A 16,245-nucleotide genomic window follows, 5' to 3' on the forward strand; every position below is an offset into this window, starting at 1 on the left:
GATCGATCCCGTGTGGAGGGACCCCGTTGACCCAGACCCCGCCCCCGCCCAGCGCCCCGATGCAGCGCCAGGGCGCCCTCATCCAGGACCTCGCCGGGGTGCTGCTGAGCTCGCTCGACCTCACCGAGAGCTGGGCCGCCGTGGGCGCCGCCTTCATCCCGCACGGCGAGGAGTGGGCAGGCCGCCTGGTCATCACCGACCGCGACGGCACCACCAGCGGCGGCGACGCCACCTTCGCGACCGACTCGCAGATCGCCCTGCTGCTGGACGCCCTCCAGCAGGCCGCGGCCGAGCAGCAGCAGGCCTTCGTCTCCTTCCGGATGGAGGCTGGCCGCAGCGAGGAGGAGCCGGAACGGATCCGGCTCGAGACCGACATGAACTACGACCGCGACCCCGGCAGCTTCGACGGGCTCGGGCGGATCGATGCGGCCTACGCCCACCTGCTCGCCTCACGGGTGGGCGAGGACCGCCTGCCGGCCTGGGTGAGGGAGCTGCTCAGTGGTTCCTGAGCCACCATCGATGCAGGCCGGGCATGGGGAGTCCTCCCCATGGTCGAGCGGGGCGCAGCTGCTTACGGTATGACTGACAACAGGGGATCCGGCACAGCCGGGCATGGAACGAGGACGGGGACCGGCGGTCGATGAACGGATTCTGGGGCGCAGACACCGAGGCCCTGCGAACCATGGGCACGGTGTGCTCGCGGCGGGCGGAGGCGCTCGCCGATCTGGAGACCCTGCTGACCTCGACCATCGACAACATCGAATGGATCGGTGAGGACGCCGATCGCTTCCGCGCCGACTGGTCCGGCATCGTGCGCCCCCTCCCTGCAGGACCAGGAGGTCGCACTGCGCCAGCACGCGCGCCGCCTCGTCCAGCACGCCGATGAGCAGGAGGAGGCCTCCGCCCCGGACGGCCCCATGGGGGAGCCGGAGGAGGGGCCGGCTGGTCGAGCCCCGGGGAGTTCCTGCGCGACGTGGTCGGGATGGCGGAGGGCGTGCTGCGCGACCTGCTCGACGGCGGCCCCGGCGGTCAGCGCGGCCCCTTCGCCGAGCTGCTGCGCGAGGTGCTCAGCACCCCCGAGGGGCGCGCCGCCTTCCTCGGCTCCTTCCTGGGCACCCTGCTGGGCGGCCTGCTCGCGGACATGATCACCCGCGCGATCGGGACGGGCATGGCGCTCGAGAACCTGCTGACCGGGCTCGGCCTCGGCGGCGGGCTCAGCAACCTGATCGGGGAGTCCGGCCAGCTCGCCGCAGGACACGCCCCAGGCGGGGCAGTCGTCGACCGAGAGCGGCCACCCCGGTGGTGCCGAGGGGTCCGAGACTGCTGGCGCGGGTGACGACTCCGGCGGTTCCGGCGGTGATTCCGGGGTGGCGCCGGTGACGGTTCTGCGGGCGGCTCCGGTGGCGGTGCGGGGCCCGGTGGGGGCGCGGAGAGCGGGGCCGACACCGGTGCGGCGGACGACTCTGCCGCCGCCGCCCCTGCCGCCGCCGCCCCTGCGGCTGGCCGGCCGATGGGCTTCCAGGGCCTCGAGGACGGGCCGGCGCAGAGCGCGGGCTCGGGCCCGTCCGGGCGCGTCGTGGCCGAGAGCGTCGAGGAGCCGCGCACTCTGCTGGAGCGGCTGATCGGGATGCTCGGCGACGCGATGGGCCCCGGCCCCGGCAACGCCTCCTCGATCGGTGAGGACATCGGGCGCTCCGGCCTCAGCGGCCCACGCAGCTGACGGGGTCTACCCTGGTCGGACCGACTCACGCACCGTGAGGCCACCCGATCAGGAGCCGCGACATGACCATGCACAGCCCGGACGTCCCTGCTCCGGTCCTCGTCCTCGTCCCGGGCGTCACCGGCGCCCCTGTGGATGGCGGGGCCCGCTTCCACGTCGCTGACGAGACCGTCCCGCAGCTGTCGGTCACCGACCTCGTCGCCACCCGCGGCGACGGCGTCTTCGAGACCATCGGCGCCTTCGACGGCGTGCCCGTCAACGTCATCCCCCACCTCGAGCGGCTCGCCCGCAGCGCCGCACTGGTCGAGCTGCCCGAACCCGACCTGGACACGCTCGTCGGAGCGGTCGAGGCGGCGATCTTCGCCCACGAGCCCGTCTCCGAGCTGAGCGTGCGCGTCGCGTCATGTACACCCGAGGCATCGAGGGCACCGGCACCCCCACCTGCTGGATCCACGCCCGCGTCTCCGACGACTGGGCCCCGTACCGCGCCGGGATGCGGGTGGCGGTGCTGGATCGTGGCCTGCCCACCACCAGCGCTGAGACCAGCCCCTGGCTGCTGCCCGGCGCGAAGACCCTCAGCTACGCGGTCAACATGGCTGCGGTGAGAGAGGCGAAGCGCCGCGGCGCAGCCGACGTGCTCTTCGTCGCCAGCGACGGCTATGTCCTTGAGGGCCCCACCTCCACCCTGCTGGTGCGCCGCGGCGGCGAATTCCTCACCACCCCCGTCAGCGCCGGGGTGCTGGCCGGCACCAGCGTGAAGTCCCTGTCGGCCTGGCTCGAGGCGCACGAAGGCACCGCTGTGCGGGAGCAGCTGATGACGGTCCCGGATGTCGCCGGCTCCGACGGCGCCTGGCTGCTGTCCTCCACCCGCCTGGCCGCCCCCATCACCCACCTCGACGAGACAGAGCTCCCGGTGGACCACGAGTTCACCGCCCGTTTCCAGCAGGTGCTCAAGGGTCAGGTCTGAGCTGCCCGGCCCGCGAGCTCAGGCCGGCCCGCGCGTTCAGGCGCGGGCGAGCACCTCGCGGGCCAGGTCGACGTCGAACACGGCGGTGTGGATCGCTCCGCTGCGCAGCACCCCGAGCACACCCGGCGCCTTTCGCACCCGCCGCCACACCCAGCACCTCGGGGATCCGCAGCAGCTCCGAGAAGGTCACCGCGAGGACCCGCTGATCCGTCGGTGCCCCCAGCGGGACGCCGTACGCATCGATGAAGCGTCCGCACACATCGCCCGCCGGCTGCTGGGCCTCGAAGGCCGCGCGCTCGGACTCGCTCAGCCGCATCAGGTCGAGCACATGCGTGGAGGAGTGCACGCCGCTCGAGCCGATCCCCACGATCGCGAGCTCCACCTGCGCGGCAGCCGCCAGCACCTCGCCGATGCTGGACTCGGCGCGCAGCGTCGCCACGGTGGTCGCGGACTCGAGCACCGCGGGCGCGTACAGGGTCCGCGGCGTCGCCCCCAGCCGCGAGGCCAGCACCTTCAGCACCGACTCGCCCGAATCGAACTGATCCAGGGCGCTGTGGCCGCCCACCAGGGGCAGCACCTGGGGCGTCGGCCGCAGCGAGAGGGTGTCCAGCTGGGCGACGACGTTCTGGACCGTCCGCCCCCACGACACCCCGATGCTGCGCACCGTCGCGGCGCGCTCGGCGATCACCGCGGCGCCCTCACGAGCCACCGACTCCATCGCCGTGGCGCGCGGGGCGGAGACCACATGTGCTTCGCGCAACGAGAACGCCGCCCGCAGCGCCGCCTCGAGCGGCTCATCGCGACGCGGCGGACCGTCCGGGTCATGGATCGTGATCTCCACGATCCCGCGATCGCGAGCCTGGGTGAGGATCCGCGAGACGTTCGAGCGGGAGAGCCCCAGATCCTGCGCCACCTGCGTCTGCGACCGGCGCTGCTCGTAATAGAGCCGCGCCGCACGCACGACCACGGCGGTATCACGAGGGGCGGCCATGGGCTCTCCTGGGCGTGAGGGGGCATGAAGATCGGCCGGACCGGCAGGACGCGCCGTCCGAACGAGCCCAGGGTACGCAGGCAGGCTGTCCGCAGGTGCCAGAATCGAGCCATGAGCACCGATCCGCGCCCACCCGCCGCCGACGGGCCCGCCCCGCTCGCCCTCACCGTGGTCCTCGCCGGACTGGACGTCTCCGACTGCGAGGACGCGCTGCGATCCCTCGCCGGCCGGCTGCTGGACGCCGGAGCGGTGACCGTCGACTTCCCCGAGGCGCTGCGCGTGCGGGAGCAGACCTACCCCACGGGACTGCCCACCCCCGTGCCCACCGCGATCCCGCACGCCGACCCGGAGCACGTGATCACCCCGGGGCTCGCGCTCGCGACCCTCGCCAGCCCCGTCTCCTTCGGGGAGATGGGCACCCGGGACGGCACCGTCGAGGTGCGCCTGGTCGCGATGCCGCTGCTCACCGATGCGCGGGAGCACCTCGAGGCGCTGCAGCGGCTGATGGGCCTGCTCAGCGACGAGGCCGCGGTGCAGGACCTGCTGGCCGCGGAGGACGACGAACAGCTGCGCGAGCGGGCCGAGGTGCACCTGGCCGCGGCCATGCCTCCTCGCCGCGACGAGGGGAGGAACGCATGAGGACCCCGCGACTGGGAGTGAAGGCCCTGATCATCCGCGACCGGCAGGTGCTGATGAACCGCTACCGCGACGCCGACAGCACCGAGGTGTTCGCCCTGCCCGGCGGCGGCCAGGAGCACGGCGAGGACCAGGTCGCCGCGATGATCCGGGAGTGCCGCGAGGAGATCGGCGCGACCGTCGAAGTGCATCAGGCGGCCTGCCTGTTCGAGATCATGCGCCCGCGCCGCACCGTCGGCGACGCCTCGATACCGCCGTTCCACCAGGTCAACGTCGCCTACTGGTGCGGTCTCGCCGAAGGGGAGGAGCCTGGGGAGGGCACCGATCCCGACTCCGGCCAGGACGGCACCGCCTGGCTGCCGCTGGACCGGCTGGATGATCACCGGGTGCGCCCGCCCGAGCTCGCCCGTTGGCTCCAGTCCGATCCGAGCGACCGGCCGTTCTCCCTCGGGGTCTGCACCTTCTGAGCCCCGGCTAGGCTGGGAGGCAAGACTCACTGCGGCGTCCCGCCGTGCCCCGAGAGCAAGGAGCATTCATGACCACCTCGCCCAGCATCGCCTTCCGTGATGGCCGCTCGATCCCGCAGCTCGGCTACGGCGTCTGGCAGGTCGAGAACGAGGTCGCCGCCGACGTGGTCGTCAAGGCCCTCGAGGCGGGCTACCGCCACGTGGACACCGCCCGCGGCTACAACAACGAGGTCGGCGTGGGCCAGGCGCTGAAGGCCTCCGGCCTCGCCCGCGACGAGGTGTTCGTGACATCCAAGGTCCCCAACCAGGACCAGGGCCGCGACGCGACCCTCGCCTCCTTCGACGCGACCATGGAGGACCTGGGCCTCGAGGAGCTGGACCTCTACCTGATCCACTGGCCCGCCCCCTCGAAGGGCCTGGCGGTGGAGACCTGGAAGGCGCTCGTGGAGCTGCAGGAGCAGGGCCGCATCCGCTCGATCGGCACCTCGAACTTCCGCATCGAGGACCTCATCGCCCTCGAGTCCGAGACCGGGGTGGTGCCCGTGCTGAACCAGATCGAGCTGCACCCCTACATCACCCAGCCCGAGCTGCGCGAGTTCCACGCCACCAAGGGCATCGTCACCCAGTCCTGGTCCCCGCTCGGCCAGGGCGGCGGCGAGCTCGAGGACCCGGTGGTCACGCAGATCGCCGAGGCCCACGGCGCATCCCCGGCCCAGGTGCTGATCGCCTGGAACCTGGCGCTGGGCAACGTGGTGATCCCCAAGTCCGTCACCCCGGAACGGATCATCTCGAACTTCGCCTCCCTCGAGCTCACCCTCACCGAGGATGAGATCGCGCAGATCTCGGCCCTGGACAAGGGCGTTGCGGCGCGCCGCGGCCCGAACCCGGACGAGTTCGCGGGTCACCAGGGCGCCTGAGCCCCTCACCGCAGCCGGGCGGGGCGGCACCTCGCGCGTAGGGTCATGACATGGCTCTGCCCACCGCCGCCCCGCCCACTGACGTCGCCGTCACCCACTGCCTGCTCGATGCGCAGGGGAGAGTGCTCTCCTCCGACGGGAAGGGCAGGGCCTTCTACGCCGCGAGCACGATCAAGCTCCACGTGCTCCTGGCAGCGCTGCGCGCCGGGGCCGACGGCGCGCTCGACCTCGATGCCGCAGTGCCCGCCACCCGCACCTTCACCGGGACCGACGGTGCCCCCTTCACCCTCGGCGGCGACCACCTCGACCCGAGCCACCCCGCCGAGGGCGCCCCGGTGACGGTGCGGGAATTGCTGCACCGCATGATCGACCGCTCGAGCAACGAGGCCACCGACCAGATCGCCGAGCTGATCGGGCTGCCCACGATCGCTGCGACCATCACCGCGCTGGGGCTGACCGCGACCCGGATGGAGCGCCTGATCGGTGACGGGGCCGCCCTCGCGCAGGGGCTCACCAATGAGACCAGCGCCGCTGATCTCGCCGCGACGATGCTCGCCACGGTCCGGGACGGGCCGCCGATGGGCCTCGGCGCGCCGGGGCTCACCGTTGCCCGGGAAGCTCACCGCCCAGCAGATCCCGGTGATCGGGACAGCGCTGCGCACGGGCGTCCCCTGGGGCTCGAAATCCGGCTGGGTCGAGGGGTACCGGCATGACGTGGCCTTCGTCGGCGACCCCGACGGGCCGGGCCTGCGCGTGCTCGCGGTGATGACCGGCGGCCTCGACCAGGACGAGGCGGACGAACGGATCACGGCGCTGGTGCAGGAGCTTCTCGGGGACGTCGCGGATGTACCGGACATCGGGGACATCAGGGACGCCGGAGACTGAGGACGCTTCCGGTGGGCCAGGTGCTCCGCAGGGCCAACGTGTCCCTCTCGCACCTCCGGACAAGTGGCCGGGACGTTCGTGCCGCAGCGCCCTCGTCCCTCCGAGCGAACTCTCCGCTGCGGGGTTGTGCGCCGTGACCTCGCCGTGATCAGGATGGGCATGCATGAGCAGGCGCGGCACCGCCGCCCGGTCGCTCCGAGATCGGGCACAGGGGCGGTTCGCGCACCCGATCCGGAGGTTTCCACCGTGACCGATCAGGCAAGCTTCTCCCCGCACACCCGCCGCAGCTTCTTCCGCGGCCTCGGCGTCGCCGGCGCCGCCGCTGTCACCGGGCTCGCGGTCCCGACCGTGCTCTCACCGAGCGCCACGGCCGCCCCGGTGCCCGGCTTCAACTTCGAGATCTCCCGCCAGGACGTCATCGACCGCGCCCACGTCTGGGTGAACGCCCCGCGTCCCTACTCGATGGAGGCCTACGACGTCGGCCCCGAGGGCGACTCGAACATCCTCTGGCGCCAGGACTGCTCCGGCTTCGTCTCGATGGCGCTGGCCGCCCGAGACAGCGACAACCCCACGGGCTTCACCACCGAGACCCTGCACCCCCAGGGCGGCTACGACATCGCCCACCCCATTACGCAGGAAGAGCTGCTGCCAGGGGACTTCATCCTCCAGCTCAACGGCGACTCCTCGAGCGGGGTCGGCCATGTGGTGCTGTTCAACGGCTGGGCCGAGGGCGGCGGTTACCACTGCCTCGAGCAGTCCTTCGGCGGAGGCGGCACCGTGGCGCGCGTCGCCGGGTATCCCTACGACAACCTCGCCCACTACCACCCGTTCCGCTACAACCGCATCGTCGACTGAGGCTGCCCAGTCGACTGAGGCTGTCCAGCGGCGACCGGCCTGATGGTCGGGTGCTGGCGTCGCAGCGATCTGTATGCCGATATCTCCGCAGAGATCGCTCCCGCGCCAGTACCCGACCAGGGTCGGCATCCTCGGGCGGTCAGCCGGTCAGCCGGCGAGCTGAACCCGCCGCGCCCCGGCGTACTCGCCGATCGGGTCGTACTCGGTCAGCGACATGATCTCCACGCTGCGCGAGGCGTTCGGGGCCTGCATGATCATGTCGTCCCCCACGTAGAGGGCGACGTGGCGGATCGAGTCGCCACCCGGCTCGGTCGCGAAGAACACCAGGTCGCCACGCTGCAGATCCTCCCGTTCGACGGCCTCGAGCCCGGAGTGGTTCATCTGGTCCCCGGCGTCGCGGTTGATGCTGATGCCGTGATGGTGGAACAGCGTGTACGTGTACCCGGAGCAGTCGAAGCCGTAGGCGCTCACCCCGGCCCACAGGTACCGGAGGCCCAGGAACCGTTCACCGGTGGCGACGATGTCCTCGACCGTGGGCAGCGGCGGCTGCTGGCCGTGCTCGCGCACCACCACGTCCTGCGCGGGCAGGTACATCGGGCGACCGCCGGGGACCGCCACCCGCACGGCCTTCCCGGTGCGGCCGAGCACCGGCAGGATCGTGTCGAAGGAGACGTCGATCCCGGGATGGTTCCCCGAGGGTGTGCCGGTGAGGGTGCTGGTCAGGGCCGTGACTGTCGCGGTCGGGCCGGTGGCGGCGCGCCGGGCGAAACCCGCATCGGCCACGAGATGCACCGTCGGCACCCAGCCGGGGTAACCGCGCGGGTCACGAGGGGTGCCCTGGGCGGTGACCACGACATGCGCCCAGTCGCCGTCGATCTCGTCGACGATCACCTCGCTGCCGAGCACAGCCTGTGACTCGAGCATCCCCGTCAGCCAGACCCGGGTCTCGGTGTCATGCATGTTCGCATTCCAGGCATCGAGGTCCACGGGGTTCGTGAGCGAGGGGTCATCGATGCCGGGCCGGTCCGTCGCGGGATCGACCCACAGGGTGGTGGCGGTGACCGCGACGTGGGCGACGCTGCCGGCCTCGAGGCCATCGCCGGCAGCTGGGCCCGGACGACCCGCAGGGGCGGGGCCGGGGGGAGTCCGCTGCAGCGGCCGGGGCGAGGCCGGCGAGCCCGGCGACGGCGAGTCCGGCGGTGCCGGTCGCGGCCAGGCGCAGGCCGTCCCGTCGGGTGAGGTGGTGAGCGGGGGTGTGCGGCGACATGGTGTCTCCTTCGGGTCGATCTGGCAGTGGCAGTGGCGGTGGCGGTGGCTGTGTCAGGGGAGGGGAGCAGGAGCTCAGCGTTCACCTCCGGCGGGGTCGACGTCGGCCCTGAGCCGTTCGAGGCCGAGGCCCGGGCCGCCGGTGAGCCGGAGCCAGGCGCCGTCCTGGATGTAGCCGCCGGCGGGGACGTCGGAGGCGAACCAGGCCGGGGATCCAGATCGATCATGGTGATCGCGGGATGCGCGATGGCCAGGTGCGCGGCGGCGGTGATCGAGATCCGCGGCTCCATCATCGCGCCGAGCATGCACTCGACCCCGGCGCTCTGCGCGACCTCCGCGATGGCCAGCGCCCCGCGCAGCCCACCCGTCTTGGACAGCTTGATGTTCAGCAGGTCGCAGGCACCGGTGTCGACCAGGCGGCGGGCATCCTCGACGCTCCACACCGCCTCGTCGGCCATGATCGGCAGCGACACCGCCGCGGTCACCCGTGCGAGTCCCTCGATGTTCGCCGCAGCGACCGGCTGCTCGACCAGATCGATCGGCAGGCCAGCAGCCTCGAAGCCCGTGATGATCTCGATCGCCTGCGACGGTGACCAGCCCTGGTTCGCATCCAGCCGCAGCCGCGCGTGCGGGGCGGCGTCCACCACCGCGGCGAGCCGCTCCCGGTCCGCGGCGATGTCGTGGCCGAGCTTGATCTTCAGGATCTGCTCGCCCGCGGCGACCGCCTCCCGGGCATGCCGCGCCATCACCTCAGGATCCTCGAGCGAGATGGTCATGTCGTTCATCAGCCCGTCCTCGAGCCGCCCGCCCAGCAGCTCCACCAGCGGGCGGTCCGCAGCTCGTGCCCAGGCATCGTGCAGCGCGACCTCGAGGGCGGCCTTCGCGCTGGTCGCTCCCTCGAGCGCGGCGGCGACGCGGTCGCTGAGCCCGGCGACCGAGTCTGTGACCCCCTCGACCGCTGCGCGCAGCGGACCGGTCAGGGCGGCGGCGATGGTCTCGGCCGATTCCCCGGTGACCGCGACGGTCTCCGCCGCCGAGCCCTGACCGATCGTGCCACCGGCCAGCTCCACCTCCGCGACCACGTACTCGACGGACTCGGTGCGGCGGGCCGGTGACGAAGGGGCGCAGGGGAGCGCGGTGGCGGTGGCAGCGGACCGCCACGACGGTCAGCGGATTAGCTCCAGGGGCGTGCGGATCGGTCATGGTGCTCCCCTTCCTCACAGGTAGGACATCAGCTGGGCGGCGGCGAGCCCCACGAAGGTGCCCATGAACGAACCGATCAGGGCGTACAGGACGCCGACGGGCACCAGCTGCTTGTTGAACGCGGCCGCGACCACGGGGGCCGAGGCGATGCCGCCCACGTTCGCGGTCGAGGCGACCGCGAGGGAGAACAGCTCGGTCTTGGTGAGCTTCGCGTAGACCACCATCACGGCGGCATGGAAGGCCAGCACGATCGCGCCCATCAGCAGGTAGATCGGCGCCTGGGTGATCGCGGAGAAGTCCGAGCCGGAGGCGATCTGCCCGATCACCACGAACAGCATCAGGGAGGCGACCTCGCTCGATCCCGCGGTCTTCCCCAGCGGGGTCACCGCGACGACGAGACCCAGCAGGGAGACGATGAGGATCGACCAGGTGGTGCCGTTGATGACCGCGCCGTACTCCGGCAGCAGCTCACCGAGCCAGATCGACAGGATCGAGATGAAGATCGCGCCGAACACCACGATGGACAGCGAGGAGACGGTCACCGGGCGCTTTTCGTCCTCGAGCTCGCCGGCATGGGAGTCGAGGTAGGAGGCGTTCGCCTTCGTCCACTTGTTGAACTTCGGGGAGACCGCGACCGAGGCGAACATCAGCATCAGCCACACCGAGTAGCCGATCGTGTCGGTGATCAGCGCGTAGCCGAAGATGTTCTCGGGCGCCTGCAGGATGTCCTGCACCGCGACCATGTTCGCGCTGCCGCCGGTCCAGGAGGCCAGCAGCGCGCCGAACACCTTCCACGCCTCGGAGTGCACCGCGTTCTGGAAGATCGCGTGGACGATGACCATGCCCGCGGACAGCGAGGCGGAGGCCACGAAGAAGGTCAGCAGCAGCTTCGGGCCGAGCCGGATGATCTTGCGGATGTCGCAGCCGAAGAGGAACAGGAAGATCATCGCCGGCAGCAGCACGTCCTTGACCTGCGCGATGGGCTCACGGGTGGCGTCGTCCTGGCCGAACACTCCCACGGTGTTGAGGGTCGCGCACAGCAGGTACATGAAGACCATGCCGGGCACGTACTTGAAGACTTTCCAGCCGGTGGTGCGTTCGAGCACGATCAGCACGCAGGACAGCGCCAGCAGGACGCCGAGCATGAGCAGGCCGTCAGTGATCACGGGGACTCCTCGATCGAAGGGGACGGGCCGCTGTCCAGGGACAAAAAATCGGAAGCACCGATGAACGGCGCCTGCGGGCAGGCGCGTTCACGGTGCTTCCGACGGGATCCGGTTCGGTGAGGTTCCGGGCGGACGGCAGCGGGTATGCGGTTACGAGGTGGGATCGGCCGACAAGTCGCGGTACTTCGCGGCGGCGCTGCGCACTGCGGCGGCGAGCGCCCTCTGCGAGGACCCGTGGTACCTGTCGGTGATCGACTCCACCAGCACATCATCCTCGAGGAGCGAACGCCCCACCAGCAGTTCGCGGACGAACTCGACGGTGAGTGTCAACGTGGCGGTGCAATCCGCGGCGTGGATGACGTGGGACTCAGTATCGACCACGAGGCCGATGAAGAAAAGACCCCACTGCGAGGTGATCGGGTTGTTGGTCGGCGATTTCGCCTCGCCGGTGAGGTAGATGGTTCGCGACATGGACGGATCTTAGGTGCGGTCGGCGCCGGGGGCGATGCCTGGGCCGACGCCGACCGCACCGGAGTGATCAGCGCAGGTTCGCCGGGCCCGAGAGCTCAGCAGCCTTCTCAGCGGCACCGCGGCGCTCGGCGCGCTTGCCGTCGAGCTCCTCCTGGTGGTCCTCCGCAGCGGCCTGGGCGCTCATCGTGCGGGCGGCGGGGGCCAGCTCGGCGAACTGGCCGGTGGACTCGCCGCGGACCCGGTTGTCGGCACCGGTGGGGGCCGGGGTTGCCCTCGCCGGCAAGATCGCCGCGGATGATGGAGTCGCTGACGTCCGCCCCGTCGGTGGTGTCCGAGATGGTCAGGTCGCCGCCGAGGTAGTTGCCGTCCTCGCAGTCGATGAGGCTGCCGCCGGTGCCGATCTGCACCCCGCCGTTGCCGGTGAAGATCGCGTCGCCGTCAACCTCGCTGCCGCACAGCGCGGAACCCTCCGTGGTTCCCGTGACGGTGAGGCTGCGGGACAGGGTGGAGTCGAGGATGTCCGTGTACAGCGTGTTCTCGCTGGTCACGTGACCGCCGACGGTCACGGTCTCGAGGTGCACGAGCCCCTGGGCCACGGTCACGCGGCCTTCGATCGAGCTGTCGTACGAGTAGAGGAAGGGATCGGCGTCCTCGCCCTCACGGCCCACGTAGCTGCCGGCGACCGTGGAGTCGTCGAGGTAGACGCCGTAACCGCCCTGGGAGACGACGTTCCCACCGATGTCGGTGCCGGTCGCGTCGAAGTAGCCGTCGGCCTGCACGACCACGCGATCGGCGATCGAGGAGTCGGTGACCAGCAGGTCACCGCCCGACTGGACGCGGATCTCGCCCTCGACGGTCACGCCGGTCAGGACGCAGGAGGTGTCCTTGGCGACGCGGAGATCGCCGGGGACGGTCACGTCGGAGGCCTCTCCGTCGCAGAAGGTGGTCAGAGCAGCGCTCGCGCTGCCGGCGCCGAGCGCGAGGCCGGCGGAGGCGAGCGCCATGGTGGACAGGGCGACTGCAGATCGAGAGAGGGTGCGCACGTCGAACTCCTTGTGCCGCATCCGGCTAAGGACGTCGGCGTGGGGTGGGGGATGGGACGTTCCGCGCCGACCGTATCGACTCCGGGAGGCCCCCGCAATCGATTGCTCAGATTGTTCGAAAATTCGTCGCGCGCTGTCCATGTGCTGGAAAGCAACACCCTGGCGGGTATAGCCACTGGTCAGAGGGGCATGCGCACGTATGTCGTCTCGAGGAACTCGGCGATCCCCTCATGGGAGCCCTCCCTGCCCAGCCCGGATTCCTTCACCCCGCCGAAGGGAGCCGACGGGTCGGAGGCGACTCCGAGGTTCACCGCGACGATCCCCGACTCGAGACGGGCCGTCACCTCGGTGATCTCGCGCAGGTCCTCGCCGGCCACGTAGGCCATGAGCCCGAACTCGGTGTCGTTCGCGGCGGCGACCATCTCGTCGATGTTATCGAGGATGGTCAGCGGGGCGAGCGGGCCGAAGATCTCCTCGCGATGCACGCGGGCGTCCTGGGGCACATCGGTCAGGACGGTGGCACGGTGGTAGAAGCCGTCGCCCTCGGGGCGGCCGCCGCCGGTGAGCACTCGCGCCCCGCGCTCGATCGCGTCGGCCGCGAGCTCCTCGACCTTCGCGACGGCGTCCTCGTCGATCAGAGGGCCGAGCGTGGTGCCCGGCTCCGCGCCCGGGCCGAGCACCAGCTGCTCGGTGCGCTCGACCAGCCGCCGGGTGAACTCCTCGGCCACCGCGGAGTGGACGTAGAAGCGGTTCGCGGCGGTGCAGGCCTCACCGTTGTTGCGGAACTTCGCGAGCATCGCGGCGTCGACCGCGACCTCGATGTCCGCCGAGGGAAGCACCAGGAACGGGGCGTTGCCGCCCAGCTCCATGGACGTCTTCAGCACATGCTCGGCCGACTGCGCGATGAGCGTGCGCCCCACCCCGGTGGAGCCGGTGAAGGACACCTTCCGCAGCCGCGGATCAACCATCAACGTCGAGGAGAGCCCCTTCGAATCGCTGGTCACGACACAGTTCACGACACCGTCCGGAACGCCCGCCTCGGCGAGGATCGCCATCAGCGCGAGCGAGGTCAGCGGGGTCTTCTGTGCAGGTTTGAGCACCACGGTGCAGCCTGCCGCGAGCGCGGGGGCGATCTTGCGGGTGCCCATCGAGAGCGGGAAGTTCCACGGAGTGATCAGCAGCGAGGGGCCGACGGGTCGGGCCACCGTCACGATCGCCTCGACGGCCGCCGGGGCGTGGCGGAAGCGGCCGGGCAGGCGCACCGCCTCCTCGCTGAACCAGCGCAGGAACTCTGCGCCGTACGTGACCTCGCCATAGGACTCCGCGAGCGGCTTGCCCATCTCGAGGGTCATCAGCGCCGCCAGGTCATCGGCCCGCTCATGGCACAGCTCGTAGGCGCGGCGCAGGATCTCCGAGCGCTCCCGCGGGGTGGTCGCGGCCCAGTCGGCCTGCGCGGTGTGCGCGGCGTCGAGGGCCTGCAGGCCGATCGTCGTGGCGTCGGCGTCGACGACCTGCGTGAGCGCCCGGCCGGTCGCTGGGTCGATCACCTCGAGCGAGGGGGTGCCGCCGAGGAAGCCGCCGCCCACGAAGGAGCTGCGCGGGGTGCGCTCGAGCAGGGCGGCGATGCGGGCGGTGGTCAGAGCGGGGCGGTCGGTCATCGGAACGTCCTCCTGCGGTGGTGGGGGTTCGCTCCCAGTCTGCACCCGGGCCGCGGCCGAGGGGTGCTCGCCGACCGTCCGGCCGGGGCCGGCTCAGCCGTGCGCGGCGGCCAGCGCGTCCACGGCGCGGATCAGGCCCAGGTGGCTGAAGGCCTGGGGGAAGTTCCCGGCCATGCGGCGGGCGTCGACGTCGTACTCCTCGGCCATCAGGTGCAGGTCGTTAGTGCATTCCAGCAGGGTGGCCAGGAGTGTCTCGGCGTCCTCGACGCGCCCGGAGGCGGCGTACTGCTCGACCAGCCAGAAGCAGCACACCAGGAACGGGTGCTCGTCCCCGCTCAGACCGTCCTGGCCCTGGGTGCGATAGCGCAGGATCAGGCCATCGGCCACGTGCAGGTCCCGCTCGATCCGGGCGACGGTGGCGAGCATCCGCGGATCATCCGCGGGCACGAAGCCGGTGTGCGGGATCTGCAGCAGCGAGGCGTCCACCTCGCGCGAGTCATAGGTCTGGGTGAAGGCGCCGTCCTCGCCCACGCCGCGCTCGAGCACCTCGGTGCGCACCTGCTCCCAGCAGCTGCTCCCACCGGGCGAGCTCCTCGGCGCTCGCATCCTGGCCGTGAGTGCGCACCGCGTCGATCGCGCGGTCGAACACCGCCCACACCATCACCCGGCCGTGGGTGAAGAACGCCGGCTCACCCCGCATCTCCCAGATGCCCTGGTCGGGCTCGTCCAGGCGGTCGATCGTGAAGCGCACCAGCGCCTTCTGCAGCGGCCAGGACCACTGTGTCTCCTCGACACCGCCGTCCCGCATCATCGACAGTGCGATCATCACCTCGCCCACCACGTCGGCCTGGAACTGCCCTGCGGCGCCGTTGCCGATCCGCACCGGCTGCGAGCCCTCGTAGCCGGGCAGGTACCCGAGCTCCTGCTCGGGCAGTTTCCGGTCCCCGGTGATCGAGTACATGATCTGCAGACGCTCGGGATCGCCCGCGATCGCCCGCAGCAGCCATTCGCGCCACCCGGCGGCGGCGTCCACGTGTCCGTGCGTCAGCAGCGCCTCGAGGGACAGCGCGGCGTCGCGCAGCCAGCAGTAGCGGTAATCCCAGTTGCGCTCCCCGCCGAAGTCCTCGGGGAGGCTGGTGGTGGCCGCGGCGACGATCCCGCCGGTGCGGCGATGGGTCAGCGCCCGCAGCACCAGCAGAGAGCGCTCCACCGGCCGGGCGTGCTCCTCGTCCACGCGCACCTGGCCCAGCCAGCCCGTCCACTGCGCGCAGGTGCGCTCGAGCTCGGTACGCGGATCCCGAGCCGGCGGCACCTCGAGCCAGGACGGGAACCACGTGAGGATCCAGGCGGTCTCCTCCCCGGCGCGCAGCCGGTGGCGTCCCTCATGGCAGCGACCCTCCCCGGCGGTGAGGGCCGGGCCGTGCAGCGCCACCGCGTCACCGCCCGCGATCGCGATCAGCACCGGCTCCCCGTCGACGTCCTCGCCCTTGCGCACCCACGGCACGGCCAGGCCGTACTCGAAGCGGATCCGTAGCTCCTGGAGCACCTCGACCTCACCGCTGGTGCAGGCCACCATGCGGAACAGATCGGCATGGTCCTCGACATCCCCGCGCAACGAGGTGGCGGAGCCGGGAGCGCTGCCCGCACCGCCCGTCGCCTCCCCGCCCGGCGGGCCGACCACGGGTGAGTCGTCCTCCGCGATCGGCATGAACTCGGTGACCGTCGCGGCGCCGGTGGGGGAGCGCCACTGCGTCTCGAGCACCATCGTGCCCGGCAGGTAGCGGCGCGAGATCACCTCGCCGTCCGCGATCCGCAGCGACCAGTGGCCGTGCTCGTCATCCCCCAGCAGGGAGCAGAACACCGCGTCGGAGTCGAAGCGCGGCAGGCACAGCCAGTTCACGTCCCCGTCGCGGGTCACGAGCGCCGTGGAGCGTTGGTCGGAGAGCAGTGCATGGTCTTCGATGAGCGGTGCGGCCATGCCTCCAGTCCATCACGGGACA

The 16,245-nt window shown here is 71.4% G+C and carries 18 protein-coding genes and 1 pseudogene; 11 read left to right on the forward strand and 8 right to left on the reverse strand.

Annotation, left to right across the window (positions count from 1 at the left end; all coding sequences use genetic code 11):
* The first annotated feature begins 26 nt into the window (after window positions 1–26).
* The 5 genes from H3H54_RS02645 (at window position 27) to H3H54_RS02665 (ending at window position 2,687) form a co-directional block, all read left to right on the forward strand.
* Window positions 27–509 carry a hypothetical protein gene (locus H3H54_RS02645; RefSeq protein WP_262425395.1) on the forward strand — a complete coding sequence of 161 codons (483 nt, stop codon included), beginning with the start codon at window positions 27–29 and terminating at the stop codon, window positions 507–509.
* 131 nt (window positions 510–640) lie between these two features.
* Entirely contained in the window at window positions 641–886 is a 246-nt protein-coding gene (locus tag H3H54_RS02650; protein WP_262425396.1) for a hypothetical protein, read from the forward strand.
* Between the two features lie 87 nt (window positions 887–973).
* On the forward strand, window positions 974–1,336 hold the full coding sequence (locus tag H3H54_RS02655; protein ID WP_262425397.1) for a hypothetical protein: 363 nt from the start codon (window positions 974–976) through the stop codon (window positions 1,334–1,336).
* A gap of 174 nt (window positions 1,337–1,510) precedes the next feature.
* Window positions 1,511–1,720, forward strand: a complete 210-nt coding sequence (locus H3H54_RS02660; protein ID WP_262425398.1) for a hypothetical protein — start codon at window positions 1,511–1,513, stop codon at window positions 1,718–1,720.
* Window positions 1,721–2,123: 403 nt separating this feature from the next.
* Window positions 2,124–2,687, forward strand: coding sequence for an aminotransferase class IV (locus H3H54_RS02665; protein WP_262425399.1), 564 nt, complete (start codon window positions 2,124–2,126; stop codon window positions 2,685–2,687).
* Here the strand turns inward: H3H54_RS02665 and H3H54_RS02670 are convergent.
* Window positions 2,671–3,678: a sugar-binding transcriptional regulator gene (locus H3H54_RS02670; RefSeq protein ID WP_262425400.1), complete on the reverse strand. Its 1,008-nt coding sequence runs from the start codon at window positions 3,676–3,678 to the stop codon at window positions 2,671–2,673. The two genes, H3H54_RS02665 and H3H54_RS02670, sit on opposite strands and share 17 nt — an antisense overlap.
* Window positions 3,679–3,789: 111 nt before the next feature.
* Between H3H54_RS02670 and H3H54_RS02675 the strand changes: the two genes are divergently transcribed.
* From H3H54_RS02675 to H3H54_RS02700, 6 genes are all read left to right on the forward strand, one after another.
* Window positions 3,790–4,317: a PTS sugar transporter subunit IIA gene (locus tag H3H54_RS02675; protein ID WP_262425401.1), complete on the forward strand. Its 528-nt coding sequence runs from the start codon at window positions 3,790–3,792 to the stop codon at window positions 4,315–4,317.
* Window positions 4,314–4,781: an NUDIX domain-containing protein gene (locus H3H54_RS02680; protein WP_262425402.1), complete on the forward strand. Its 468-nt coding sequence runs from the start codon at window positions 4,314–4,316 to the stop codon at window positions 4,779–4,781. The genes H3H54_RS02675 and H3H54_RS02680 overlap by 4 nt, the downstream gene beginning before the upstream one ends.
* Before the next feature lie 68 nt (window positions 4,782–4,849).
* Complete coding sequence (locus H3H54_RS02685; RefSeq protein WP_262425403.1) at window positions 4,850–5,698, forward strand: aldo/keto reductase; 849 nt, start codon at window positions 4,850–4,852, stop codon at window positions 5,696–5,698.
* Window positions 5,699–5,748: 50 nt separating this feature from the next.
* Window positions 5,749–6,411 carry a class A beta-lactamase-related serine hydrolase gene (locus H3H54_RS02690; RefSeq protein WP_262425404.1) on the forward strand — a complete coding sequence of 221 codons (663 nt, stop codon included), beginning with the start codon at window positions 5,749–5,751 and terminating at the stop codon, window positions 6,409–6,411.
* Complete coding sequence (locus H3H54_RS02695; RefSeq protein ID WP_316249123.1) at window positions 6,338–6,583, forward strand: serine hydrolase; 246 nt, start codon at window positions 6,338–6,340, stop codon at window positions 6,581–6,583. Before H3H54_RS02690 ends, H3H54_RS02695 begins: the two co-directional genes overlap by 74 nt.
* Window positions 6,584–6,829: 246 nt before the next feature.
* Window positions 6,830–7,438, forward strand: a complete 609-nt coding sequence (locus tag H3H54_RS02700) for a hypothetical protein (RefSeq protein WP_262425406.1) — start codon at window positions 6,830–6,832, stop codon at window positions 7,436–7,438.
* 147 nt (window positions 7,439–7,585) lie between these two features.
* Here the strand turns inward: H3H54_RS02700 and H3H54_RS02705 are convergent, their stop codons facing one another.
* From H3H54_RS02705 to H3H54_RS02735, 7 genes and pseudogenes are all read right to left on the reverse strand, one after another.
* The gene (locus tag H3H54_RS02705; protein ID WP_262425407.1) at window positions 7,586–8,398 is read right to left on the reverse strand and encodes a C40 family peptidase; all 813 of its coding nucleotides are present in this window, start codon (window positions 8,396–8,398) and stop codon (window positions 7,586–7,588) included.
* Window positions 8,368–9,786: a dipeptide epimerase gene (locus tag H3H54_RS02710; RefSeq protein WP_262425408.1), complete on the reverse strand. Its 1,419-nt coding sequence runs from the start codon at window positions 9,784–9,786 to the stop codon at window positions 8,368–8,370. The genes H3H54_RS02705 and H3H54_RS02710 overlap by 31 nt, the downstream gene beginning before the upstream one ends.
* A 135-nt stretch (window positions 9,787–9,921) precedes the next feature.
* Window positions 9,922–11,073 (reverse strand): DUF819 domain-containing protein, encoded by a 1,152-nt coding sequence (locus H3H54_RS02715; protein ID WP_262425409.1) that lies wholly within the window; start codon window positions 11,071–11,073, stop codon window positions 9,922–9,924.
* Window positions 11,074–11,223: 150 nt separating this feature from the next.
* Window positions 11,224–11,544 carry a DUF3870 domain-containing protein gene (locus H3H54_RS02720; protein ID WP_262425410.1) on the reverse strand — a complete coding sequence of 107 codons (321 nt, stop codon included), beginning with the start codon at window positions 11,542–11,544 and terminating at the stop codon, window positions 11,224–11,226.
* 107 nt (window positions 11,545–11,651) lie between these two features.
* On the reverse strand, window positions 11,652–12,587 hold the full coding sequence (locus H3H54_RS02725; protein ID WP_262425411.1) for a hypothetical protein: 936 nt from the start codon (window positions 12,585–12,587) through the stop codon (window positions 11,652–11,654).
* A 179-nt stretch (window positions 12,588–12,766) separates the two neighbouring features.
* Window positions 12,767–14,245 carry an NAD-dependent succinate-semialdehyde dehydrogenase gene (locus H3H54_RS02730; protein WP_262425412.1) on the reverse strand — a complete coding sequence of 493 codons (1,479 nt, stop codon included), beginning with the start codon at window positions 14,243–14,245 and terminating at the stop codon, window positions 12,767–12,769.
* A gap of 93 nt (window positions 14,246–14,338) precedes the next feature.
* Window positions 14,339–16,223: pseudogene (locus tag H3H54_RS02735) on the reverse strand (glycoside hydrolase family 15 protein).
* Window positions 16,224–16,245: the final 22 nt, after the last annotated feature.

Source organism: Brachybacterium sp. Z12, from assembly GCF_014400405.1.
Taxonomy (GTDB): domain Bacteria; phylum Actinomycetota; class Actinomycetes; order Actinomycetales; family Dermabacteraceae; genus Brachybacterium.

Excerpts from the sequence above, each read along its gene's own strand:
- H3H54_RS02650 (WP_262425396.1), top strand. The coding sequence starts at position 641 with ATGAACGGATTCTGGGGCGCAGACACCGAGGCCCTGCGAACCATGGGC.
- H3H54_RS02660 (WP_262425398.1), top strand. The coding sequence starts at position 1,511 with ATGGGCTTCCAGGGCCTCGAGGACGGGCCGGCGCAGAGCGCGGGCTCG.
- H3H54_RS02665 (WP_262425399.1), top strand. The coding sequence starts at position 2,124 with ATGTACACCCGAGGCATCGAGGGCACCGGCACCCCCACCTGCTGGATC.
- H3H54_RS02670 (WP_262425400.1), bottom strand. The coding sequence starts at position 3,678 with ATGGCCGCCCCTCGTGATACCGCCGTGGTCGTGCGTGCGGCGCGGCTC.
- H3H54_RS02675 (WP_262425401.1), top strand. The coding sequence starts at position 3,790 with ATGAGCACCGATCCGCGCCCACCCGCCGCCGACGGGCCCGCCCCGCTC.
- H3H54_RS02680 (WP_262425402.1), top strand. The coding sequence starts at position 4,314 with ATGAGGACCCCGCGACTGGGAGTGAAGGCCCTGATCATCCGCGACCGG.
- H3H54_RS02685 (WP_262425403.1), top strand. The coding sequence starts at position 4,850 with ATGACCACCTCGCCCAGCATCGCCTTCCGTGATGGCCGCTCGATCCCG.
- H3H54_RS02690 (WP_262425404.1), top strand. The coding sequence starts at position 5,749 with ATGGCTCTGCCCACCGCCGCCCCGCCCACTGACGTCGCCGTCACCCAC.
- H3H54_RS02705 (WP_262425407.1), bottom strand. The coding sequence starts at position 8,398 with ATGCATGACACCGAGACCCGGGTCTGGCTGACGGGGATGCTCGAGTCA.
- H3H54_RS02720 (WP_262425410.1), bottom strand. The coding sequence starts at position 11,544 with ATGTCGCGAACCATCTACCTCACCGGCGAGGCGAAATCGCCGACCAAC.
- H3H54_RS02730 (WP_262425412.1), bottom strand. The coding sequence starts at position 14,245 with ATGACCGACCGCCCCGCTCTGACCACCGCCCGCATCGCCGCCCTGCTC.